The sequence below is a fragment of the Streptomyces flaveolus genome (genome assembly GCF_044765825.1).
Taxonomy (GTDB): Bacteria; Actinomycetota; Actinomycetes; order Streptomycetales; family Streptomycetaceae; genus Streptomyces; species Streptomyces flaveolus.
In genome coordinates, this window is record NZ_JBIWKU010000010.1 from 254,935 (window position 1) to 277,839 (window position 22,905).

General features: G+C 71.9%; 17 protein-coding genes. 5 read left to right on the forward strand and 12 right to left on the reverse strand.

Translation table 11 applies throughout. From position 1 onward, the window contains the following. Window positions 1-143: 143 nt before the first annotated feature. The 3 genes from ACIRG6_RS28235 to ACIRG6_RS28245 form a co-directional block, all read right to left on the reverse strand. Window positions 144-2,438 carry an ABC transporter ATP-binding protein gene (locus ACIRG6_RS28235; protein ID WP_403324947.1) on the reverse strand — a complete coding sequence of 765 codons (2,295 nt, stop codon included), beginning with the start codon at window positions 2,436-2,438 and terminating at the stop codon, window positions 144-146. A gap of 121 nt (window positions 2,439-2,559) precedes the next feature. Next, entirely contained in the window at window positions 2,560-3,318 is a 759-nt protein-coding gene (locus tag ACIRG6_RS28240; protein WP_225631501.1) for an NUDIX hydrolase, read from the reverse strand. A 195-nt stretch (window positions 3,319-3,513) separates the two neighbouring features. Next, window positions 3,514-5,103: a DUF4192 domain-containing protein gene (locus tag ACIRG6_RS28245; protein ID WP_364677509.1), complete on the reverse strand. Its 1,590-nt coding sequence runs from the start codon at window positions 5,101-5,103 to the stop codon at window positions 3,514-3,516. Between the two features lie 165 nt (window positions 5,104-5,268). On the opposite strand from ACIRG6_RS28245, the gene ACIRG6_RS28250 reads away from it, so the two are divergent. Beyond that, the gene (locus ACIRG6_RS28250) at window positions 5,269-7,434 is read left to right on the forward strand and encodes a RecQ family ATP-dependent DNA helicase (protein ID WP_403324948.1); all 2,166 of its coding nucleotides are present in this window, start codon (window positions 5,269-5,271) and stop codon (window positions 7,432-7,434) included. A gap of 284 nt (window positions 7,435-7,718) precedes the next feature. Next, entirely contained in the window at window positions 7,719-8,333 is a 615-nt protein-coding gene (locus ACIRG6_RS28255) for a hypothetical protein (protein WP_350726066.1), read from the forward strand. A 354-nt stretch (window positions 8,334-8,687) separates the two neighbouring features. Here the strand turns inward: ACIRG6_RS28255 and ACIRG6_RS28260 are convergent, their stop codons facing one another. The 3 genes from ACIRG6_RS28260 to ACIRG6_RS28270 all read right to left on the reverse strand — a co-directional run bounded on the left by ACIRG6_RS28260 (window position 8,688) and on the right by ACIRG6_RS28270 (window position 10,789). Further along, window positions 8,688-9,320 carry a hypothetical protein gene (locus ACIRG6_RS28260; RefSeq protein ID WP_318214737.1) on the reverse strand — a complete coding sequence of 211 codons (633 nt, stop codon included), beginning with the start codon at window positions 9,318-9,320 and terminating at the stop codon, window positions 8,688-8,690. A 68-nt stretch (window positions 9,321-9,388) separates the two neighbouring features. After that, complete coding sequence (locus ACIRG6_RS28265; protein WP_318214736.1) at window positions 9,389-10,090, reverse strand: ribonuclease HII; 702 nt, start codon at window positions 10,088-10,090, stop codon at window positions 9,389-9,391. An 81-nt stretch (window positions 10,091-10,171) separates the two neighbouring features. Further along, window positions 10,172-10,789, reverse strand: coding sequence for a TetR/AcrR family transcriptional regulator (locus tag ACIRG6_RS28270; RefSeq protein WP_364677507.1), 618 nt, complete (start codon window positions 10,787-10,789; stop codon window positions 10,172-10,174). Window positions 10,790-10,973: 184 nt separating this feature from the next. Here ACIRG6_RS28270 and ACIRG6_RS28275 point away from each other — a divergent pair, with 184 nt between their 5' ends. After that, entirely contained in the window at window positions 10,974-12,521 is a 1,548-nt protein-coding gene (locus ACIRG6_RS28275; protein ID WP_364677505.1) for an MFS transporter, read from the forward strand. A 103-nt stretch (window positions 12,522-12,624) separates the two neighbouring features. Here ACIRG6_RS28275 and ACIRG6_RS28280 read toward each other — a convergent pair whose 3' ends face one another. The 3 genes from ACIRG6_RS28280 to ACIRG6_RS28290 form a co-directional block, all read right to left on the reverse strand. Further along, entirely contained in the window at window positions 12,625-13,545 is a 921-nt protein-coding gene (locus ACIRG6_RS28280; RefSeq protein ID WP_318214733.1) for an ADP-ribosylglycohydrolase family protein, read from the reverse strand. Window positions 13,546-13,557: 12 nt separating this feature from the next. Next, window positions 13,558-14,217, reverse strand: coding sequence for a histidine phosphatase family protein (locus ACIRG6_RS28285; protein ID WP_364677501.1), 660 nt, complete (start codon window positions 14,215-14,217; stop codon window positions 13,558-13,560). Between the two features lie 62 nt (window positions 14,218-14,279). Beyond that, window positions 14,280-14,885: a YdbC family protein gene (locus tag ACIRG6_RS28290; protein WP_318214731.1), complete on the reverse strand. Its 606-nt coding sequence runs from the start codon at window positions 14,883-14,885 to the stop codon at window positions 14,280-14,282. A gap of 155 nt (window positions 14,886-15,040) precedes the next feature. On the opposite strand from ACIRG6_RS28290, the gene ACIRG6_RS28295 reads away from it, so the two are divergent. Continuing rightward, the gene (locus ACIRG6_RS28295) at window positions 15,041-15,574 is read left to right on the forward strand and encodes a TerD family protein (RefSeq protein WP_318214730.1); all 534 of its coding nucleotides are present in this window, start codon (window positions 15,041-15,043) and stop codon (window positions 15,572-15,574) included. Window positions 15,575-15,840: 266 nt separating this feature from the next. Here ACIRG6_RS28295 and ACIRG6_RS28300 read toward each other — a convergent pair whose 3' ends face one another. Next, window positions 15,841-18,735 carry a vitamin B12-dependent ribonucleotide reductase gene (locus ACIRG6_RS28300; RefSeq protein ID WP_350723305.1) on the reverse strand — a complete coding sequence of 965 codons (2,895 nt, stop codon included), beginning with the start codon at window positions 18,733-18,735 and terminating at the stop codon, window positions 15,841-15,843. A gap of 168 nt (window positions 18,736-18,903) precedes the next feature. Further along, entirely contained in the window at window positions 18,904-19,455 is a 552-nt protein-coding gene (gene nrdR / locus ACIRG6_RS28305) for a transcriptional regulator NrdR (RefSeq protein ID WP_403324949.1), read from the reverse strand. 565 nt (window positions 19,456-20,020) lie between these two features. On the opposite strand from nrdR, the gene lexA reads away from it, so the two are divergent. Beyond that, the gene (gene lexA, locus ACIRG6_RS28310; RefSeq protein WP_225631488.1) at window positions 20,021-20,800 is read left to right on the forward strand and encodes a transcriptional repressor LexA; all 780 of its coding nucleotides are present in this window, start codon (window positions 20,021-20,023) and stop codon (window positions 20,798-20,800) included. Between the two features lie 100 nt (window positions 20,801-20,900). Here lexA and ACIRG6_RS28315 read toward each other — a convergent pair whose 3' ends face one another. Further along, window positions 20,901-22,877: an ATP-dependent DNA helicase gene (locus ACIRG6_RS28315; RefSeq protein WP_403324950.1), complete on the reverse strand. Its 1,977-nt coding sequence runs from the start codon at window positions 22,875-22,877 to the stop codon at window positions 20,901-20,903. Window positions 22,878-22,905 lie beyond the last annotated feature (28 nt).

Consider the following 22,905-nt stretch of genomic DNA (forward strand, 5'->3'; position numbering starts at 1 on the left):
TCCTCAACTCCCTTGAGGTCTTTGGTGAAAAGCACACGAAAGGGTGATCGCTCACCCCGTCGCAATTGACGCCTTATCGGAAAGAAATGGGCTTTCCCCGAGGAGTTGCGCGCACGGTCGAACCGGAAGGGTACGGACGGCTGTCATCGGGTCCTGCCGCGCAGGGCCGTGAGCAGATATGCGCAGAGCAGAGCCGTCAGCGACAACGTCATTGCACTGCCCACGGGTTGGGCGAGCACTCGCAGGACCTCGCCCAGGTAACGCTGTCCCCCGAAGGGCCACTGCATCAGGAGCACCTCCCGCAGCCTCATCGGAAGGCCGACGGCGGTCCGTACGGACGGGCCCTGCCAGACCCTTTGTACGAGAGGTACGACGACGACGGGAACGGCGACCACCGCGGCGAGCCCGGCCGTCGTGGAGCGGAAGATTCCCGCGGCCAGCACACCGGACCAGGCGCATCCGACGCAGAGCCCGAGCCAACCGGCGCTCAGCGCGGGCCAGTCGGGGGGAACTCGTGACAGCTCCTGCCCGAAGAACAGGTGGAGCACCTCGGCGTCGCAGCCCACCGTGAGGGCGGCCAGCAGGATCGCGGTGGCCGCGGAGACGACGAGTTTGGCGGTCAGCAGCCCCAGCCTGCGGGGCACGGTGCCGCGGTCCGCCGCCAGGGCGGGGTGACGGAACTCGTCGCCGAAGGCCAGCGCGCCGAGCAGTCCCGCGCCGAGCGCGGCGGGCGGCAGCGGCAGCTCCCGCGGCCAGGCTGCCAGCAGGCGCGGCTGCGGGGTGTGTCCGATACGGGCGAGGATCACGGCGGTGACGGCGGACACGAGCAGGACGGTCACCCCGGCGACGAACCCGGTACCGATGCCGGTCGCGCGGCGCAGTTCGTACCTGAGCGGGCGAAGAGGGCTCGGGGCGGAGCGGATGGTGATGGGGGGAGGGAGGGGGGACAGCGCTCGGCCGGAAGCCGCTGCGGCGGGGGTGAGCGCGGCGCGCTGGTGCGGTGTCCCTCGCGGGGTGGAAGCGGTCCGTACCGGCGCGGGGCGGGAGTCGTCCGACGCCGGGGTGGCGGCCTCGGCGTCTGGTGCGGTCCCGCCCTCGGTGCGGGGTGCGTCGCCCGGCTCGGACGCTTCGGGGGCCGACGGGGCGGCTCGAACGCCCGGGGAGGGGACCTCGTCCGATGCCGACTGCCCGGCGTCGTCGACGGTGGTGGCGGCCGGCCCGGGGCCGGCGGACCGCTGAGCGCCGGCCGGGCTGGGAATCCGGCAGGGGCCGACCGTCCCCGGCACCTCGGTCGGCACATGCCGTAGGCCGGCGGGCGAGGGGGAGGTGTCCGGGGCCGACGGCACAGCGCCGGTGGCTGACGGGCCTGTGGCGGAGGCCGCCCCGGTGGCTGACGGATCGGCACCGGTGACCGAAGGGCCCACACCGGTGGCGGAAGGGCCCTTGCCGGTGGCGGAAGGAGCCGTGCCGGTTGACTGACGGAGGGTCGGGAACGGGTTGCCCTCGGTGGCCCGATACCGGCGGACGGGACGCGACTGCCCCGCGGACGCCGTACCCGCTCCCGGCCCCATGTCACCGATCTCGTCGGCAAGTTGGTGTACGAGGATGCCGTGCCGGAAGGCGGTCTCGCCGATGTCGGCGCACGTGCTGCCGTACACGGCGAGGCGGTTCCCGCTCTCCTGCACGACCTCGACGGAACGGCGGCTCGTGCGCGCCTCCTTGGCCAGGAGGGCGGCGAGACGGGCCGCGTGCGGGCTGCGCACGGCGACGCGGGGGCGCAGCCGGGTACGGGAGAAGGCCGCGGCCTCCTGGTCGGCGACGACCCGGCCCTGCTCCAGCGTGACGACGTGGTCGGCGGCGCGCGCCGCTTCCTTGGGGTCGGCCGTGCTGAACAGGACCGTGCCGCCCTGCGCCGCGTGAGCGCGCAAGGCGCCGTGCAGCCAGCGGGCCTCGCGAACGGAGAGCGCGCCGGCCGGGTCGTCGAGCACCAGGGTGTGCGGATCGGCCAGCAGCGCGCAGGCCAGGCCGAGGCGTCGGTCCATACCGCGCGCCAGCGTGCCGAGGCGTTCGTCGCGCAGGCTCACGAGGCCCACCGACTCAAGGACTTCGTCGCCACGGCGGACGGGAACACCGGCGGCCGCGCACAGCATCCGCAGATGGCCGCGGACGGTGCGGTCCGGGTGCCCGGGCACATCGCCCAGCAGCACGCCGACTTCGCGCGAGGGGTGGGCGATTCGGTGCAGGGGACGGCCTCTGAAGTAGGTGATGCCACGGCCGCGTTGGAGTTCGAGCATGAGTCTGAGCACCGTCGTCTTGCCCGCGCCCGGGGCTCCGTGCAGCGCGGTGACGCGGCCCGCGCGTGCCTCGAAGGAGACGTCGTCGACGGCGGGCGGATGCTCCTTGCGGGGGTTGCTGGTCAATCCGAAGGCCTGGATCACTTGCAGCAAGATAGCGCGCAATACTCTTCTTTTCGGGCATTATGCGACTTTTCGGATGCAAACGGGTCGGTCGTGCCGACTGTCGCTCGCCGTTCGCGCCGGGCCCGTCCGAGCCTCGGCGTCACACCTCGGGGCGCAGCATCGGGGGGTTCAGGAGCGTCGCGCCGCCGGCTCGGAAGAGCTGGGCCGGGCGGCCGCCCTGGCGGGTGGTCGTACCGCCGGTGGGCACGAGGAAGCCCGGGGTGCCCGTCACCTTGCGGTGGAAGTTGCGCGGGTCGAGGGCCACGCTCCACACCGCCTCATAGACGCGGCGCAACTCGCCGACGGTGAACTCGGGCGGGCAGAACGCGGTGGCCAGCGACGAGTACTCGATCTTGGAGCGGGCCCGTTCCACCCCGTCCGCCAGGATCTGGGCGTGGTCGAAGGCGAGCGGCGCCACCGGCTCGCCGTCATGGCCGAACCCTCCCTGCTCAAGCAGCTCCTCGACCGGCGCCCAGCGCGCGTTGCTGGCGTCGCCGCCCGCCCGGGGCGCGGGCAGGTCGGGGGCGAGCGCGAGATGCGCGACACTGACCACCCGCATCCGGGGGTCGCGCTTCGGGTCGCCGTAGGTCGCGAGCTGCTCCAGGTGGGCACCGTTGTCCTGGGCGGGCACGGCGGGGTCGTGGACGCGCAGCCCCGTCTCCTCGACCAGCTCCCGCGCCGCCGCCTGCGCCAGGTCCTCGTCGGCCCGTACGAAACCACCGGGCAGGGCCCAGCGCCCCTGGAACGGCGGCTCGCCCCGGCGCACCGCCAGCGCGCACAGGGAGTGGCGGCGCACGGTCAGCACGACCAGGTCCACGGTGACGGCGAAGGGCGGAAAGGCTGACGGGTCGTAGGGCATGCGGCGATCATAGTCGTCTGCCTGACGATAAACACTCCCTTGCCCGGCCGCTTCGGTGGCTGATCCACTGCGGTGCGGCGTCCGCGCCACCGTCCGGGGCCCGGCACCGTGCGGGCCACGTCGTACCAGGTCAAGCCCGTCGGTCTCCGACCATTGGCGACCCGGCAGTGCCATCCACCCGTTCGGCCCCGCCCCCTACTCCCCTCCCGTTCCGGGCTCCCTCGAACCGGTGTCTCCCGAGCGGGTGCCCTGCCCGCCCGCGGCCTCCTGGCCCGAGGCCCGCGGGCGCGTACGGCTCGGCCGGGTACCGCCGGGGTGTGCGCCGCCCGCCGGATGCCGGGGGCGTACCACGTGCGCACCCGGCTCGCGGCTCTGCGCCCTCATCCGGCGACGGGCGGTCCCGTCGACCACGGTGCCCGAACGCGTCCGGCGCCGACGGGCGGGATGCGTCGCCGGCGCCGTCGGGTCTTCGGCCGTCGCGCGACGTACCGGCCCGTCGGCACGCTCTGCGTCGTCCGCCGCGCGCTCGTCCGCCGCACCATCGTCCAGCGCACCGTCGTCCGACCCGCCGGCATCGGCTCGCCCGCTCCCGGCGCGCTCGGCGCGCAGGCAGCGGCGGACCGACTCGGGGTCGAGGCCCTCGTTGCAGGCCTGGTGCAGGAGCCTCGCGAAGAGGTAGTCCGGGTCCGCGCCCAGGGCCATCGCCAGGGCCTCTCGTGCTTCCAGTTCGTCGCCGACGGACCAGGCGACCCATCCGGCAAGGGTGAGGGGCGCGGCGGCGTGCTCGCCGTAGGGCCCGACGCAGCGGCGGGCCAGTGCTCGCCACAGGCGCAGCGCGGGGCCCGCCTCGTCACCCTCCATCCACGCCGCCGCGCGGTCGCGGGTCGTACGGTCCTGGAGGCCGAGGATCAGCGCCGCGGCCTCGTCGTGTCCGAGCAGCCGGTCGTCCCGCTGGTCCTGCGCGGCCGTGCCGGACACCGGAGGGGCGTCGGCCAGCCGGCCCATGACGCGTTCGGCCAGGGCGAGCGTCTCCTCGGCCACGTCCGCGCGCCTGGCGTCGTCGAGCAGCCGGGAGACGATCGTCATGCCGGCGGAGTCCAGGGCGGCCTCCTGTTCGAGCGCCGCGGGGTGCTCCCACGGGAGCAGCCTGGCCCTCAGTTCGCGCAGCGAGCCACGCACCTGGATGCCGGCGTAGGTGGCCGCCGCGGCCAGCACGGACGTGCCCGGCAGCCCCATGGGGAGGCCCTCGGAGGGGCAGCAGGTCCGGTCGTCGCAGCAGTACGACCAGAAGCGCCCGTCCGAGATGCACAGCGCCTCGACCACCGGTACGTCGAGGGCGCCGCACTCGACGCGCAGCTTCTGGGCCAGTGGCCGCAGGCGCTCCATCACCTGCCGGCCGGATTCGCCCCGGGAAGGCTCCTGGCAGAGGTAGGCGACCATCTGCTCGGGCCGGGCACCGCGACGCTCGCTGCCGGTCACCAGGCCGTGGACCAGCTGCCCGGCCGCGCCCGCCCAGTCCTCCTCGTTCGCGGGGATGCCGAGGCGGGCCCGGCCGCCGAACCGGCCCCGCCCGTCCCTGTCGCGCAGGGCGACCAGGACGATGCTGTCCTCGGGGCGGTATCCGAGCAGGTAGGGCAGGGCGTCCGCCAGCTCCGCCGGGGTGCGCAGGGTGACCTGGGGCTCGTCACCGGGGCTGTCGTAGGAGGTCCGTGCCGCCCCGTCCGGGGCGGGTCCGGTGATGTCGCCGTTCTCCGCGGATCCAGTCGTTTCGCTGTGGTTCGTCATGGCCCGACGATCTCGCGGATCATGATGTTCCGCTTTGCCCTGTGGATAACCTCAATCAGGGACACGTCACTTCAAGCGGCCAGTTCTCCCGGTTCGGGCTGCCGTCCTCCCCGTCGCTCGCGCCCGTCGCGCCGGCTGTCAGTCCCGTCCTGTTGTATGGAACGCATGGAGCACACGAACAACGCGGACCTCCGGACAGCGGCCGACGCCATCCTCGCCCGTCTCGTCGGGGATCCCTCCGGCGCCGCCCGCCTGCGGGAGGACCAGTGGCGGGCGATCGAGGCGCTGGTCGCGGACCGGCGCCGGGCCCTGGTCGTCCAGCGCACCGGATGGGGCAAGTCCGCCGTCTACTTCGTGGCCACCGCGCTGCTGCGGGACCGGGGCAGCGGTCCCACCGTGATCGTCTCCCCGCTGCTCGCGCTGATGCGCAACCAGGTCGAGGCCGCGGCCCGGGCCGGTATCCGTGCCCGGACCATCAACTCCTCCAACACCGAGGAGTGGGGCACCGTCCAGGACGAGATCGCCGCGGGCGAGGTGGACGTCCTGCTGGTGAGCCCCGAGCGGCTCAACAATCCGGACTTCCGTGACCAGGTACTGCCCAAACTCGCCGCCGCCACCGGGCTGCTCGTGGTGGACGAGGCGCACTGCATCTCCGACTGGGGTCACGACTTCCGCCCGGACTACCGGCGGCTGCGCACCATGCTCACCGATCTCGCGCCCGGCGTGCCGGTCCTGGCGACGACCGCCACCGCCAACGCGCGCGTGACCGCCGACGTCGCGGAGCAGCTGGGCACCGGGGGCACGTCGGACGCCCTGGTGCTGCGCGGACCGCTGGACCGGGAGAGCCTCAGTCTGAACGTGCTGCGGCTGTCGGACGCCGCGCACCGGATGGCCTGGCTCGCCGACCACCTCCACGAGCTGCCGGGCTCCGGGATCATCTACACACTCACGGTGGCCGCCGCCGAAGAGGTCACCGCCTTCCTTCGGCAGCGCGGCCACACCGTCGCCTCCTACACGGGGAAGACCGAGAACGCCGACCGGCAGCAGGCCGAGGACGACCTGCTCGCCAACCGGGTCAAGGCCCTGGTCGCCACCTCGGCGCTCGGCATGGGGTTCGACAAGCCGGACCTGGGCTTCGTGGTGCACCTCGGCTCGCCGTCCTCCCCCATCGCCTACTACCAGCAGGTCGGTCGCGCCGGACGCGGTGTCGATCACGCCGAGGTGTTCCTCCTGCCGGGCAAGGAGGACGAGGCGATCTGGCAGTACTTCGCCTCACTGGCCTTCCCGGCCGAGGACCTGGTGCGCCGCACCCTCGACGTCCTCGCCCGCGCGGAGCGCCCCCTGTCGCTGCCCGCTCTGGAGCCTCTGGTGGAACTGCGCCGCTCCCGTCTGGAGACCATGCTCAAGGTCCTCGACGTGGACGGCGCGGTGAAGCGGGTCAAGGGCGGCTGGATCGCGACCGGCCGGCCGTGGACGTACGACGCCGAGCGGTACGACTGGGTCGCGCGGCAGCGCAGGGCCGAGCAGCAGGCGATGCGCGACTACGCGTCGACGACGGAGTGCCGGATGGAGTTCCTGCAGCGCCAGTTGGACGACGAGGGCGCCAAGCCCTGCGGCCACTGCGACAACTGCGCCGGCCCGCGTTTCACGGCGGACACCTCCACCGCCGCCCTGGACGCCGCGCGGGTCGACCTGGGCCGGGCCGGCGTCGAGGTGGAGCCGCGCCGCATGTGGCCGACCGGCCTCCCGGCGATCGGCGTGGAGCTGAAGGGCCGTATCCCCGCCGGGGAACAGGCGGGGCCGGGCCGGGCCTTGGGACGTCTGTCCGACATCGGCTGGGGCAACAGGCTGCGCCCCATGCTGGCGGCGCACGCTCCCGACGGCCCGGTGCCGGACGATGTCGCGAAGGCCGTCGTGACGGTGCTGGCCGACTGGGCGAAGGGGCCGGGCGGCTGGGCCTCCGGCGCAGCCGACGCCCCGCCGCGCCCCGTCGGTGTGGTGACGGTCGCCTCGCGTTCGCGCCCGCAGCTGATCCATTCGCTCGGTGCGCGCATCGCGGAGGTGGGCCGGCTGCCGCTGCTCGGCTCGGTCGAGTACACGGGAGAAGCGCCGGCGATGTCCCGCAGCAACAGCGCACAGCGGCTCAAGGCGCTCGACGGCATGCTCGCGGTGCCCCCCGCCCTGGCCGCCTCGCTCAGCGGCCAGGAGGGTCCGGTTCTCCTCGTGGACGACTACACGGAGACCGGCTGGACCCTCGCGGTCGCCGCCCGGCTGCTCCGTCGCGCGGGCGCCCCGGGGGTGTTGCCACTGGTCCTGGCCGTGCAGGGCTGACCGCCCGCCGCCGCGGGAACGGCCGAGGTCGGATCCCTCGGCGTCGCTCGGGGCGCCGCGCCCCATGCGTCGCCCGACGCCTCCCTGGGTAGGGATATAGAACGCGCATCATCCGATAACGGTCGACGGCCTCAATTGCTCGTTGCCGCATCCCAGTTCGACAGGAAGAATTGAAGTCCGCTCCCCGCACGGCTCGTCCGTGTCCCGGCAGGGCTTCACTGCGGTGCGCGCTCCCCCGAATCCGACCCCGCCCGCAGTGTGGGCGCGTAGCCGAAGGGAGGAACGTGACCTTCGGATTCGCCTCGTCCTCGGCGGCATCTTTGTCGCCGTCCACCGCCTCCGCCACCCGCCTGCTCGAACCCGCGGAGTGGGCGTCGGCCGGAATCCCGCTGCTGCGCAATCCGCGGGAGGTCGTCAGCGGACTGCACTCGCGGCACCGTCCCGGGCCGGCGACCGCGATCGTGGCCGTGCTCGATCCGGACGAACGGCTGCGCGCGAGCGCCTCGTTCACCAGCCGCCGCGCCCAGGCGGACGGATGGATGTTCCGCAACGCGCTGCTGGCCCAGCTCCGCCGGGTCATTCCGCACGATCTGCGGCGCCGCACTCCGGTGCGCACCGCCGTACTGCTCTACTGCCGTGAGGGCGACGCGCGCTGGACGGAGGAGGACGGCGCGTGGATGTGGGGGCTGCGTGACGCCTGCACGTTGCACGGGCTGCGCTGCGGGGCGTACATCACGCTGACCCGTGACGGGTGGCAGGTCCTCGGCGAGGGCCGCGGCGGCCGCCGGCCCAACGCGGAGTCGGCGCCGGAGCCCTTCGCCACGTCGGAGTCACCGCCTCCGCCGCCGCGTACCGGCGGTGTCGCCTCGGACGTTCTGCGCCGCGCGGCGGCCCGCTGAGCGGCGGGACGGCCCGGTGCACCGCTTCCGTGCACCCCCGGAGCCGCGCCCGACGGGACACTGGGCGCCGCCCGTTCCCTGCCCGACACAACCAGGACACCTGACACCGCCACGGGGCCGGATCGCCGCACGACGGCCACGACCCCTGGTCCGCAACGCCCGTACGCCCGACACCGACCGGCCGCACTGCGACGGGACTCGGCCCACGCACCGCGGGCGTGCAGCGGTGCGCCCGGCCGGCGTCGGCCATCGGGACACGCCGATGCCGCCACCGTGCGCGTGCCGGGGCGGCGGTCAACGGCGTCGCGCCCGGCCTCCACGGCCGAGGCCCGGCGCCCCCGTGACGCGAACGGCTCAGGCGCTCGCGCCCAGCACCGAGTTGATCCGCTGCGGGTCACCGCAGACGATCAGCAGGGCGCCCGCCCGGGAGTGGGCCGCCGACAGAGCGGTGACGGCGGCGGCCTCGGGACCGCCGTTGAGCGCGACGACGACCACGGGACGCGCAGCGGCACGGTCGGCGACGGCGGCGTCCGCGTAGAAGACGTCGTCGCCCGCGTCGTGCTGCGCCCAGTAGGCGGCATCGCCGAAGGACAGTTCGTGGGCGGCCCACGGGTGCGGTTCGCCGGTGGTGACCACCAGCACGTCACCAGGGGTGCGGCCCGAGTCCAGAAGCAGGTCCACGGCTTCCTCGGCCGCGTCGAGCGCGCCCTCGGGAGAAGCCGGGATCAGCTGGATCTGCGGACCCGCCGGGGTGGCGGCGGGAGTGGCCGGACCCGAGGGTCCGGGCTTGGCCGGGGCCGCGTCGCGCGGGGTGCGCTGCGCCGGCGGCGTCGGCCGCAGAGGGCCGGGGCGACCGGGGCGCGGCGGAGCCGCGGGACGGGGGCCGGGTACGGGGCGGGGGGTCGGCGCGGTGCGGCCGCTGGCCGGAGTGGCGCGGGGACCCTGGGCCTTCTCGTGAATCTGAGGCTCCTCGGGAATGAGAGGCATGAGCTGATTTTTATCAAACATTGGTGCGGCTCGCGTCGGCGGGTGGCGCATGCCTGCGAGCGGAATCGTCAGAAGTCGAAGCCGAGCTGGCCCTCGATCTCCGGAGCGCTTCCGTCCACCCAGGTACGGACCTTCTTGAGGTGCCGCCACTGGGGCAGCGCATCAAGATACGCCCATGACAACCGGTGGTACGGGGTGGGACCCCGCTCCGCCAGTGCGGCCTTGTGCACGGGCGACGGATACCCGGCGTTGTCCGCAAAACCGAAGTCTGCATGGTCGATACCCAGTTCGGCCATCATTTTGTCGCGCTGGACCTTGGCGAGCACCGAAGCCGCCGCGACCGCCACGCACGACTGGTCACCCTTGATCACCGTACGGACCCGCCAGGGCGCCCCGAGGTAGTCGTGCTTGCCGTCGAGGATGACGGCGTCGGGTCGGACCGGCAGGGTCTCCAGGGCACGCACCGCGGCCAGTCGCAGCGCCGCGGTCATCCCCAGTGCGTCGATCTCCTCCGGGGAGGCGTGCCCCAGGGCGTAGGAGGTCACCCAGCCCCGCAGCTCCGCGGCGAGCTCGGTCCGCCGCTTGACGGTGAGCAGCTTGGAGTCGGTGAGGCCCGCCGGGGGCCGGCGCAGTCCGGTGATCGCCGCGCAGACGGTGACCGGACCGGCCCACGCGCCGCGCCCCACCTCGTCGACACCGGCGATGATCTTGGCTCCGGTCGTGGCGCGGAGAGAGCGCTCGACGGTGTGAGTAGGTGGTTCGTACGGCATGGCGCCCTCAGCCTACGCCGCCCCGGACCCCCGGTGACACCCCGGTTCCCCTAAGGGCGCCGGACCTCTCGAAGCCGGGGATCAGGCGCCTTCGGGCCGCAGCAGCGGGACCATCAGCTGGTCGATCATCTCCTCGACCTCCTGATCCGTCCATTCACTTCCACAAACCTTTGCTCGGTACATCATCATCGCCGGTACGGCGTCGAACACATAGCTGTTGGCCGCCTCTTCGCGCACCTCTCCGCGCTCGATTCCCCGGGTGATGACCTCGCGGAGCATCTTGATGGTCGGCTCGATGACCCCTTCGAAGATCACCGCATGGAAGCGCTCCGCCTGCATCGTGTCGCATTCGTGAAGGACCGCTCGCAGGGCGAACCCGGGGCGCGAGAACATCGCGTCACGAGCTCGCCGGCAGAGGGCCAGAAGATCGTCGCGCACGCTCCCGAGGTCGGGCACCTTGTCGTAGCTCGGCAGCCCGGACCGCAGGGCGTCCGCGACGAGGTCCTCCTTGGACGGCCAGCGGCGGTAGACCGCCGCCTTGCCCGTCTGGGCGCCGGCAGCCACACCCTCCATCGTCAGACCGTTCCAGCCGACGGTACCGAGCTGTTCCAGCGCGGCGTCGAGGATCGCGCGTTCGAGGACCGCACCGCGCCGGCGGGAGGGCGTCTGGGCGGGGGCGGCCCAGTGCGAAGAAACCATTCGGGGGTCTCCAGGAAGCAAGAAGCGGTTTTCGGGGGACGGAGACGCGGCGCGCGCCCACAACGGGGGACGGGGACACGCGACAACGACATGAGTGAACGCTTGCGTTCACTGTCGGGGAGTCACTACCGTTGACGCAACAGTGAACGCGACCGTTCACTAAGTCATTCGTGGGGGACACATCGTGACGACCTCTTCCTTGATCAAAGACCAGAAGCCGGGAGCCGCCCGCCGGGAAGGGCATCCCGGCATCGCGCTGACGGTCATCGCGGCCTGCCAACTCATGGTGGTACTCGACGCGACGATTGTGAACATCGCGCTCCCGCACATTCAAGAGGCACTCGCATTCAGCACCACCGACCTCACGTGGGTCGTCAGCGCCTACACGCTCACCTTCGGCGGCCTGCTGCTGCTCGGCGGCCGGGCCGGTGACATCCTCGGCCGGCGCCGCGTCTTCATGACCGGCATCCTGCTGTTCACCTTCGCCTCGCTGCTCGGCGGCTTCGCCCAGGAGCCCTGGCAGTTGCTGGCGGCACGCGTTCTGCAGGGTGTGGGAGGCGCGATCGCGTCGCCCACGTCTCTGGCGCTCATCACGACCACCTTCCCGGAAGGACCGGAGCGGAACCGGGCCTTCGGCGTCTTCGCGTCCGTCTCCGCGGGCGGCGGCGCCATAGGCCTGCTGGCGGGCGGCATGCTCACCGAGTGGCTCGACTGGCGCTGGGTGCTCTTCGTCAACGTGCCGATCGGCATCCTGATCGCCGTGCTGACGCCGCTCTACATCAGCGAGTCCGAGCGGCACTCCGGACGCTTCGACATCGCCGGCGCGGTGACCTCGACGGCAGGCATGGCGTCCCTCGTCTACGGCTTCATCCGCGCCGCGGACGAGGGCTGGCGGGACACGCTCACCATCGGGTCCTTCGCGGCGGCAGCGGTGCTGCTGCTGGCCTTCACGCTCATCGAGTCCCGGGCCAAGGAACCGATCACCCCGCTGAAGATGTTCGCCGACCGCAACCGCTCCGGCACCTACGTGATCATGCTGTGCCTGGCCGCGGCGATGTTCGGCATGTTCTTCTACATCGTACTGTTCGTCCAGAACGTCCTGGGCTACACCCCGATCCAGGCCGGCCTCGCCTTCCTGCCGGTCACGGTCGTGATCGCGATCGGTGCGGGTCTGTCGCAGCGCTTCCTGCCCGTGTTCGGCCCCAAGCCGTTCATGCTCGTGGGTTCGGCGCTCGCGGCGCTCGGACTGGGCTGGCAGGCCCTCATCAGCTCCGACAGCTCCTATGTGGGCGGCGTGCTCGGCCCGATGCTGATCTTCGGCTTCGGCATGGGCCTGAACTTCGTGACGCTGACGCTCACCGCGGTCTCCGGGGTCGCCCAGCACGAGGCCGGCGCGGCGTCCGGGCTGCTCAACGCGATGCAGCAGGTGGGCGGATCGATCGGTCTGGCCATCCTGACGACCGTGTTCGGCACGGCCAGCAGGGACGAGGCGGCCAAGGTGGTGCCGGACTTCCTCGCCAACAGCTCGCCCGAGCAGAAGGCGGAGTTCGCCAGGACCCACCAACTGCCCGCTCCCTGGGGGCACGAGGTGCTCGCCGAGGGCATCTCGGCGGCCTTCGTCCCCGCTGCCGCCATGGCCGTACTCGCCCTGGCCACGGCGTGGCTGGTGATCCGGGTCCGCAAGAGCGACCTGGAGGCCCTCTCCGGCACGGCCGGGCCCGGGATGGGCTGACGGCGCGGCTGGGCCGGCCGCGGCCCGGCAGCTCCGTCGGACGGGCGTCAGGCGTCACCTGTCGGCCACTGCATCGCCGACCGGCGAGGCAGTGGCCGGCGTGTCATCCGGCCGACCTGTCCACCCCGGCCGTCCAGCTCGGCAGCGCCTCGGTCCGGGCCACCCACTCGGCCGGCGGCGCGCCCGCCGGCCCGGAGGCGGCGACCACCCCGCCCACGATCGCGCAGGTCGTGTCCACGTCCCCGCCGACCTGTGCGGTCGTCCAGAAGGCGTGCTCGTAGTCGCCGAGGGCCCGCGCGGCGGACCACAGCGCGAAGGGGACCGTGTCGTGGGCGGTCGTACGCCTGCCGCAGCCCAGTACGGCGGCGACGGTGGCCGCGTCGCCGTAGTCGAGCATGTCCCGGGCGCGGCGCAGCCCGGCGCCGACGGCGCTCTTCGGCACCAGGGCGATCACCCCGTCGAGGAGCGCGTGCGCCCCGGGCGGGCCGTCGGCCGACGCGGCCAGCGCGGCGGCGGCGGCGACCGCCATGGCGCCGACCACCGCCTCGCGGTGCTGATGCGTGGGGTAGGCCGAGATCTCGGCCTGGTGCGTCGCCTGCTCCGGGTCGTCCGCGTACCAGGCGCCCAGGGGCGCGATGCGCATCGCGGCACCGTTGCCCCAGGAGCCCTGGCCGTTGAAGAGGGCGGCGGCGAGCTCGCGCCAGTCCCCGCCCTCCCGGACCAGCCGCAGCAGCCGGTTGACCGCCGGACCGTAGCCGCGGTCGAAGTCGTGGTGCTCGGCGAAGGACTGCGCCAGGGCGTCCTGGTCGATGCGGTGGTGGGCGGCCAGGACGGTGACCACGGAGGCGGCCATCTCGGTGTCGTCGGTCCACTGCCAGATCCCCGGCGGCAGCTCCCGGCGCTTGAGCAGCGGGTAGTGCGCGGGCACGAAGAACTGTGAGCCCAGCGCGTCCCCCACCGACAGTCCGCGCAGGGTGGCCAGGGCCCTGTCCAGGCGCCCGTCAGGAGATGAGTGAGCGGTCATCGCCCTGCCACCTTATCCCGTGATCCCGTACGGTTCCGGATCCCGCCAGCGTACGAAGGGCCGGTCCAGGGTGTACTTGCCGTCCTCGCCCAGAACGAGCATCCGGACCTCGCCGTTCCCGGGGTTCGACAGCGACTCGAACTCCGCGACGGTCCAGTGGAACCACCGCATGCAGAACAGGCGCATCGCCAGTCCGTGCGTGACCAGGAGGACGTTCGGCGGATGGTCGGGGTCCTCGAAACTGCGGAACAGGCTTTCCAGGAAGCCGCCGACCCGGTCGTAGACGTCGGCGCCGGACTCGCCCTGCGCGAAACGGTAGAAGAAGTGGCCGTAGGCGTCGCGGTAGGCCTTCTGCAGGCGCACGTCGTCGCGGTCCTGCCAGTTCCCCCAGTCCTGCTCGCGCAGCCGGGGCTCCTCCCGTATCCGTATGAGCTCGGGGTCGAGGTGGAAGGCGCGCAGCGTCTCGTGCGTGCGGCGGTACGGGGAGACGTACACGCTGACGCGCTCGCGGCCGAACATCTCGCGCAGCCCCTTGCCCGTCTCCTCGGCCTCCGCCCAGCCCCGCTCGGTCAGGGCGAGCGCGTGGTCGGGTTCGCGCTCGTACACGGTGTCATCGACGTTGCCCGTCGACTCGCCGTGCCGGACAAGAACGATGCGCCGTGGTCGTGCCATGCCAGAACCCTAGATCGTGGAACGCGGAACCGAGGACTCGCACCTGCCCCGTACGGCGCAGGTCACACGGTCCAGGAGGGTTCGAGCTGCACGATGTCCCCCGTGAGGGCCGCGATGTCGGCTTCCGTCTGGGCGCGCAGCGCCAGCCGCTCCACCCTCTCGGCGCGGTACTTGCCGTGTTCGGCGGCCGACCGCCACATCGACAGCACCAGGTATTCGTTGCCGGGCGCTTCGCCGAACAGCCCGCGGATCATGCCGGGCGAGCCGGCCATCGCGGGGTTCCAGACCTTCTCCTGCATCAGCACGTAGTGCTCGGCCCGGTCCTCGTGGGCACGGCACAGCGCCACGCGCAGCAGGTCGGCGTCCGTGAAGCGGGGTTCGAACCCGGTCTTCACGTCGAACCGGTGGTCGAAGAGCCTGACCTGGGCGTCCTTGAAAGTGCCCACCTGGGCCGAGGCGAGCCGGTCGTGCGAGCGCGCCATGAAGGAGTCGTAGAAGGCCCTGCTCTCCCAGAAGGCGAACACGTGGGCCACGTCCGGCCGTCCCCGGCTCCAGCCACCCCCCTGCCCCCGAAAACCCGGCTCCCCCGGAAGCCCCGCCCACTTCCGCTGCCCGCGCTCGAAGCCGCGGCGGTCGACCACGGTGCAGCGAATCCACTTGACCAGCACCGCGCCATGGTAAGGCCAGAGAACGTGGCATCGGTCACTCTCCGGCGGACCGCTCTTCCGCTGCCGTCCTCGGGCACATGGCAGGATGGACAACCGGCCGACACCGTTCGGCAGTTGGGGTGGCGGGGCAAGCAGGACCGGGGAAGGGGAAGTCTGTGAACGGCCTCAGCAAGGGGATCCGCAAGGTCGAGGTCGCGCTGCGTTGGGACCCGAGTCCGGCGGGACAGCCACCCGCCGACCTGGACGTCGTCGCCGGAACGTACCCGGCGGGCGATCCGTACGGCGATCCCTCCTACGTGGTGCACTTCGACAGCCGCTCCCCCGACGGCACGATCTATCTGAACCGGGACAGCCAGGACGGCAAGGGCTTCGGCTACGACGAGGTCATGACGCTGGAGCTGGAGCGGCTCGACGCCCGGTACGCGCGGGTGGTCGTCGGAGTCGTGATCCAGCAGCGCTCCGGGCACCGGACCTTCGACGGCGTGACCAACCCGGGCCTGCGCATCCGGGAGGGCTACACCGTGCTGGCCGAGGACGGCTTCGGCGGTGTTCCGGCCGCGACGGCGGCGACGGTCGCGGAGTTCGTCCGGGACGAGACGGGGTCGTGGGAGTTCCGCGCCGGTGTCCACGGCTTCGAGGGCGACCCGGCGACGTTCACCGGCACCATGGGCGCGGCCCGCAGGCCGTGACCCCGGTGGAATGAGTGAGGGGGGGGGGGGGGGGGGGGGGGGGGGCGGCCCCGGCGGGGGGCCCGGGGGGGGGGGCGGGCCCCCGCGCGGGGGGGGGGGGGCGGGGGGGGGGGGGGGCGGGGGGCGCGGGCGGCTCCGGGGGTTGGGGGGGCCCGGGGGGTTGTACCCCCCCCCTGGGGGCGGGCCCCGGGGGGCGTGCGGGGGGGTGGGTGGGGGGGGGGGGCCCCCCCGCGCCCCCCCCCCCCTCACTCATGGGGTCCTACCGATCAGCTGCAGCCGCTGGTCGAGCCGCAGCCCTCGCAGATGTAGCAGGAACCGGCCCGCTGCATCTTCGTGCCGCAGGAGAAGCACAGCGGGGCGTCGGCCTGGATGCCCAGCTGCATCTCCACCAGCTCGGCGCTGGTGTGCGCCTGCTTCGGAGCGGGCTTGGCCACCTCGACCTCGGCCTTCGGCGTGGCGACGGCCTTCAGCTCCTGGGCGCGCGGCGCCGACTGGGCCAGGCCCTCGACGTCGACCTCGTCGTCGGACGGCTCGTACGAACCCGTCTCCAGGTGCCGCTGGCGCTCCTCGGCGGAGTGGATGCCGAGGGCGGAGCGGGTCTCGAAGGGCAGGAAGTCCAGCGCCAGGCGGCGGAAGATGTAGTCGACGATCGACTGCGCCATCCGCACGTCCGGGTCGTCCGTCATGCCGGCCGGCTCGAAGCGCATGTTGGTGAACTTCGAGACGTACGTCTCCAGCGGCACGCCGTACTGGAGGCCGACGGAGACCGCGATGGAGAAGGCGTCCATCATGCCCGCGAGAGTCGAGCCCTGCTTGGACATCTTCAGGAAGACCTCGCCGAGACCGTCGTCCGGGTAGGAGTTGGCGGTCATGTAGCCCTCGGCGCCACCGACCGTGAAGGACGTGGTGATGCCGGGACGGCCCTTCGGGAGACGCTTGCGGACCGGGCGGTACTCGACCACCTTCTCGACCGCGGCGCGGATCGTCTCCTCGGCCTTCTCGGTGACCTCGGCCTTCTCCTTCTCCTTGGTCTTGGCGGAGAGCGGCTGGCCGACCTTGCAGTTGTCCCGGTAGATCGCGAGCGCCTTGACGCCGAGCTTCCAGGCCTCGTAGTAGATCTCCTCGACCTCCTCGACGGTCGCCGTCTCCGGCATGTTGACCGTCTTGGAGATGGCGCCGGAGATCCACGGCTGGATCGCGGCCATCATGCGGACGTGGCCCATCGGGGAGATGGCGCGCTCGCCCATGGCGCAGTCGAACACCTCGTAGTGCTCGGGCTTGAGGCCGGGGGCGTCGATCACATTGCCGTTCTCGGCGATGTGGGCGACGATCGCCTCGATCTGCTCCTCCTGGTAGCCCAGGCGGCGCAGGGCCTGCGGCACGGTGCCGTTGACGATCTGCATCGAGCCGCCGCCGACCAGCTTCTTGAACTTGACCAGGGCGAGGTCGGGCTCGACACCGGTGGTGTCGCAGGACATGGCCAGACCGATGGTGCCGGTCGGGGCGAGCACGGACGCCTGCGAGTTACGGAAACCGTTCTTCTCGCCGAGGCGCAGCACGTCCTGCCAGGCCTCGGTGGCGGCGGCCCACACCGGGGTGTCCAGGTCGTCCATGCGCACGGCGATTCCGTTGGCGTCGGAGTGCTGCTTCATGACGCGCTGGTGGGCGTCCGCGTTGCGGGCGTAGCCGTCGTACGGGCCGACGACCGCGGCGAGCTCGGCGGAGCGGCGGTAGGCCGTGCCCGTCATCAGGGAGGTGATGGCACCGGCGAGGGCGCGGCCGCCGTCGGAGTCGTAGGCGTGGCCGGTGGCCATCAGCAGGGCGCCGAGGTTGGCGTAGCCGATGCCGAGCTGGCGGAAGGCGCGGGTGTTCTCGCCGATCTTCTGGGTCGGGAAGTCCGCGAAGCAGATCGAGATGTCCATCGCGGTGATGACCAGCTCGACGACCTTCTGGAAGCGCTCGGTCTCGAAGGACTGGTTGCCCAGGCCGTCGTCCTTGAGGAACTTCATCAGGTTCAGCGAGGCCAGGTTGCAGGACGTGTTGTCCAGGTGCATGTACTCGCTGCAGGGGTTCGAGCCGTTGATCCGGCCGGACTCCGGGCAGGTGTGCCAGTGGTTGATCGTGTCGTCGTACTGGATGCCCGGGTCGGCGCAGGCCCAGGCCGCCTCGGCCATCTTGCGGAAGAGGGACTTGGCCTCGATCTCCTCGATGACCTCGCCGGTCATACGGGCCCGCAGACCGAACTTGCCGCCCTGCTCGACCGCCTTCATGAACTCGTCGTTCACGCGGACCGAGTTGTTGGCGTTCTGGTACTGGACGGACGTGATGTCGTCGCCGCCCAGGTCCATGTCGAAGCCCGCGTCGCGCAGGGCGCGGATCTTCTCCTCTTCCTTGACCTTGGTCTCGATGAAGTTCTCCACGTCGGGGTGGTCGACGTCGAGGATGACCATCTTGGCGGCGCGGCGGGTGGCACCACCGGACTTGATGGTGCCGGCGGAGGCGTCGGCGCCGCGCATGAAGGAGACCGGACCGGAGGCGTTGCCGCCGGAGGAGAGCAGCTCCTTGGAGGAGCGGATCCGGGAGAGGTTCAGGCCGGCACCGGAGCCGCCCTTGAAGATCATGCCCTCTTCCTTGTACCAGTCGAGGATCGACTCCATGGAGTCGTCGACGGACAGGATGAAGCAGGCGGAGACCTGCTGCGGCTGGGGCGTGCCGACGTTGAACCAGACCGGGCTGTTGAAGCTGAAGATCTGGTGCAGGAGGGCGTAGGCCAGCTCGTGCTCGAAGATCTCGGCGTCGGCGGGCGAGGCGAAGTACTTGTGGTCCTCACCGGCCTTCCGGTACGTCTTCACGATGCGGTCGATCAGCTGCTTGAGGCCGGTCTCGCGCTGCGGGGTGCCGACGGCACCGCGGAAGTACTTGCTGGTGACGATGTTGACCGCGTTCACCGACCAGAAGTCGGGGAACTCGACGCCGCGCTGCTCGAAGTTGATCGAGCCGTCGCGCCAGTTGGTCATGACGACGTCACGACGCTCCCAGGTCACCTCGTCGTAGGGGTGGACCCCGGGAGTGGTGTGGACGCGCTCGACACGGAGTCCCTTGCCCGCCTTGATGCCCTTGGCGCGGGAGCTCCGTGCCGGACCGCTCGCCGTCTCTGTCATGCCGCCTCCCTGTACGGGCGAAAACGCCCTGAAGTGCCGCGATTGTTCCCGTGGCACGGTGTTCTGTCTGGTGTTGCGGGCACCTCTGGCTCCGCCCGCAACAGGTCTTTTCTCACTCGCCGCCGACCGGCCGGGCCCGGACCGCAGGGTCCGGATCCGGCCCGCCGGTCAGTCGGCGGCGCCTGCGGGCTCGGGGACCTGTGCCGTCCCCGTGGACCCGCGGTCGTCTTCCTGGCTCCCCGCGCCGGGCTCGTCGCCGTCTTCGCCGGGATGCCCCGTCGCCTCCCTCAGCTCCGCGATCGCGGCCTCGAAGTCCTCGAGCGAGTCGAACGCCCGGTAGACCGAGGCGAACCGCAGATAGGCGACGAGGTCGAGCTCCTGCAACGGGCCGAGTATGGCCAGCCCCACGTCGTGGGTGGTCAGCTCGGCGCTTCCGGTGGCCCGTACCGCCTCCTCGACCCGCTGGCCGAGCTGGGCGAGCGCGTCCTCGGTGACGGGCCGGCCCTGGCAGGCCTTGCGCACACCGTTGATGATCTTGATGCGGCTGAACGGCTCGGTGACCCCGGACCGCTTCACCACCATGAGCGAGCACGTCTCCACGGTCGTGAAACGACGGGAGCAGTCGGGGCACTGGCGGCGCCTGCGGATCGACGTGCCGTCGTCGGTCGTACGACTGTCGACGACGCGGCTGTCGGGGTGCCTGCAGAAGGGGCAGTGCATGAACTCCCAACCCTCCTCACAGCAGACTCAAATAGCCTCACGAGGCCCTTCAGGCCCCTCGAAGCAGCCCCCAGCATAGGCGATCCCGGAGGGCTCGAAGACCCGGGGGAACACAACTTGTGGGCTGCTCCCGCAATCCAACCACTAGATGTGGGGCTTGGTCCCTGCATTCACGCGCTGCACGCGTGTCGCGCCCGTGCGTACAAGGGCCCGCATGCCCCCGGGGTGCGGGGATACGCCCGGGTGCGCCCGCACCGCCCCGGCGCATGCGGAGATACGGTGGGCGGCGCGAGGAGGGGCCGTGGGACTCCCGCACAGATGGGGCACCGGTGCCCGTCGAACGGGATGCCTGATGGCAGACTGGGGCGACAACCTGCGAGGTCGCCACCCGGCGGTGAAGAGTACAGCAATGAGCACTTTTGTCCGCCGGGCACCGCGATAGCCATACACCCAGATTTCTTCTCGGGGCGGTCGATTCGCGTTTTTTCACTCGAACGTGTGTTTGGCGCAACCTTTCGAAAGCTACTACCGTTGTGCTGCAGGGAGACCATCGAGAGGGGCCGACGTGACCACCACCGCCGACAGTGCCGCGATCACTGCCCAGGACCGCCCCCAGGGCCGACCTGAGCCGGTGCATGCGATGAGCGACGCCACGCTTGCCGAGGGGCCAAAGCGCTCCCTGCCGGGCCGACCTCCCGGCATCCGGGCGGACAGCTCCGGACTGACCGATCGCCAGCGCAGGGTGATCGAGGTCATCAGGGACTCCGTGCAGCGGCGTGGCTACCCGCCGTCGATGCGGGAGATCGGCCAGGCCGTCGGCCTTTCGAGCACCTCCTCCGTCGCGCACCAGCTGATGGCACTGGAGCGCAAGGGCTTCCTGCGCCGCGACCCGCACCGCCCGCGGGCCTACGAGGTGCGCGGCTCCGACCAGGCCGCCTCCGTGCAGCCCACGGACACCGCCGGCAAGCCCGCCGCGTCGTACGTCCCGCTCGTCGGGCGCATCGCGGCCGGCGGCCCGATCCTCGCCGAGGAGTCCGTGGAGGACGTCTTCCCCCTGCCCCGGCAGCTGGTCGGTGACGGCGAGCTCTTCGTGCTGAAGGTCGTCGGTGATTCGATGATCGAGGCCGCCATCTGCGACGGCGACTGGGTCACGGTCCGCCGCCAGCCGGTCGCGGAGAACGGCGACATCGTGGCCGCGATGCTCGACGGCGAGGCCACCGTCAAGCGCTTCAAGCGCGAGGACGGGCACGTCTGGCTCCTCCCGCACAACTCGGCCTACGAGCCCATCCCCGGTGACGACGCGACCATCCTCGGCAAGGTGGTGGCCGTACTGCGTCGCGTCTGAGCGCCACGCCTGGCGGATCCTGCACGACAGCGACCCGCCGCCCCGACCGGGCCCCGGAACCTCTGCGCCGGTTCCGGGGCCCCGCGCTGTCCGGGCTTCCTCAGCCGCCTTCCGTCTGCCGCGCCGCCGCGTCGATGGCTGCCAGCGACTTGCGCACCTGGTTGCGGTCCGTGGTGAACCAGAAGTCGGGCAGCGACGCCTTCAGATAGCTCCCGTACCGGGCCGTGGCGAGCCGCTGGTCCAGTACGGCGACCACGCCGCGGTCGCCCGACGCCCGGACGAGGCGGCCGGCGCCCTGTGCCATGAGCAGCGCGGCATGCGTGGCGGCGACCGCCATGAAGCCATTGCCGCCGGCGTCCTCGACCGCCTTCTGGCGGGCGCTCATCAGCGGGTCGTCGGGGCGCGGGAACGGGATCTTGTCCATGACGACCAGCTGGCAGCTGGGGCCGGGGACGTCGACGCCCTGCCACAGGGACAGCGTGCCGAACAGACAGGTCTTCGGATCGGCGGCGAAATTCTTGATCAGCTCGCCGAGCGTCTCCTCGCCCTGGAGGAGGATCGGGTACTCGGGGATGCGGGAACGCAGCTCCTCGGCGGCCAGCTGGGCAGCCCGCATCGAGGAGAACAGGCCCAGCGTGCGCCCGCCGGCCGCCTGGATCAGCTCCGTCAGCTCGTCGAGCATGTCACCGCGGTCGCCGTCGCGCGCGGGCCGTGCCAGGTGCTTGGCGACGTACAGGATGCCCTGCCTGCGGTAGTCGAAGGGCGAGCCGACGTCGACGCCCTTCCACTGAGGCACGTCGTCGCCCTCCGTGCCCTCGGGCGCGAGGCCGAGGGAGGCGCCGACGCCGTTGAAGTCGCCGCCCAGCTTCAGCGTCGCCGAGGTCAGCACGACGGAGCGGTCGGTGAACAGCTTCTCCCGCAGCAGCCCCGACACGGACATGGGGGCGACGCGCAGCGAGGCGCCGAAGCGGTCGTGCCGCTCGTACCAGACGACGTCCCGCTCCGAGCCGTTCGTGATCCGCTCCGCGACGTCGTGGACGGACTCCACCGAGGCCAGCGCCTGCTTGCGGACCGCGTCCTCGTCCTGCACGGACTTGTCCCGCGTGGTGCCGATCGCGGAGATGACCGTGCGGCAGGCGTCGCGCAGCGCCATCAGGGCGTAGCCGAGGTCTTCCGGGATCTCCTCCAGCCGGCCCGGCAGGGCCAGCTCCATCAGCCGCTCGAAGCCCTCCGCGGCCGTCTGGAGCTGATCGGCCGCCTTCTCGTTGACGAGCTTCGCGGCGCGCCGCACCGCCCGGTTGACCTGGCCGGGAGTGAGCTCGCCGGTGGCCACCCCGGTGACCCGGGAGACCAGCTCGTGCGCCTCGTCGACGATGAGCACCTCGTGCTGCGGCAGCACCGGCGCGCCCTCGATGGCGTCGATCGCGAGCAGCGCGTGGTTGGTGACGACGACCTCGGAGAGCTTGGCGCGCTCCCGGGCCATCTCCGCGAAGCACTCCGCGCCATAGGCGCACTTCGAGGCGCCCAGGCACTCCCGCGAGGACACCGACACCTGCGACCAGGCCCGGTCGGAGACGCCGGGCGTGAGGTCGTCGCGGTCGCCCGTCTCCGTCTCGTCCGCCCAGTCCCGCATCCGCAGCAGGTCCTGGCCCAGCTTGCTGGTGGGGGCGGCGGCCTCGAACTGGTCGAACAGGCCCTCTTCCTCGTCCTGCGGGACGCCCTCGTGGAGGCGGTGCAGGCACAGGTAGTTCGACCGGCCCTTGAGCATCGCGAACTCCGGGCGGCGGCGCAGCTGAGGGTGCAGGGCGTCGACCGTGCGCGGCAGGTCGCGCTCCACGAGCTGGCGCTGCAGGGCCAGCGTGGCGGTGGCCACGACGACGCGCTCCCCGTGCGCCAGCGCGGGCACCAGGTAGCCGAGCGACTTGCCGGTGCCGGTGCCGGCCTGGACCAGCAGATGGGAGGCGCCGTCGATCGCTTCCGCGACGGCTTCGGCCATGGCCACCTGGCCGGGACGCTCCGTGCCGCCGACGGCGGCTACGGCGGCGTGCAGGAGTTCGGGGAGTGAGGGCTTCGTCATAGCCCGACCACCCTACGGCCCGGCACTG

Bases quoted from the DNA above. Each gene is read 5' to 3' on its own strand.
- ACIRG6_RS28240 (WP_225631501.1), bottom strand. From the start codon at position 3,318: ATGCCCTACGACCCGTCAGCCTTTCCGCCCTTCGCCGTCACCGTGGAC.
- ACIRG6_RS28245 (WP_364677509.1), bottom strand. From the start codon at position 5,103: ATGACGAACCACAGCGAAACGACTGGATCCGCGGAGAACGGCGACATC.
- ACIRG6_RS28250 (WP_403324948.1), top strand. From the start codon at position 5,269: ATGGAGCACACGAACAACGCGGACCTCCGGACAGCGGCCGACGCCATC.
- ACIRG6_RS28260 (WP_318214737.1), bottom strand. From the start codon at position 9,320: ATGCCTCTCATTCCCGAGGAGCCTCAGATTCACGAGAAGGCCCAGGGT.
- ACIRG6_RS28265 (WP_318214736.1), bottom strand. From the start codon at position 10,090: ATGCCGTACGAACCACCTACTCACACCGTCGAGCGCTCTCTCCGCGCC.
- ACIRG6_RS28270 (WP_364677507.1), bottom strand. From the start codon at position 10,789: ATGGTTTCTTCGCACTGGGCCGCCCCCGCCCAGACGCCCTCCCGCCGG.
- ACIRG6_RS28280 (WP_318214733.1), bottom strand. From the start codon at position 13,545: ATGACCGCTCACTCATCTCCTGACGGGCGCCTGGACAGGGCCCTGGCC.
- ACIRG6_RS28285 (WP_364677501.1), bottom strand. From the start codon at position 14,217: ATGGCACGACCACGGCGCATCGTTCTTGTCCGGCACGGCGAGTCGACG.
- ACIRG6_RS28300 (WP_350723305.1), bottom strand. From the start codon at position 18,735: ATGACAGAGACGGCGAGCGGTCCGGCACGGAGCTCCCGCGCCAAGGGC.
- nrdR (WP_403324949.1), bottom strand. From the start codon at position 19,455: ATGCACTGCCCCTTCTGCAGGCACCCCGACAGCCGCGTCGTCGACAGT.
- ACIRG6_RS28315 (WP_403324950.1), bottom strand. From the start codon at position 22,877: ATGACGAAGCCCTCACTCCCCGAACTCCTGCACGCCGCCGTAGCCGCC.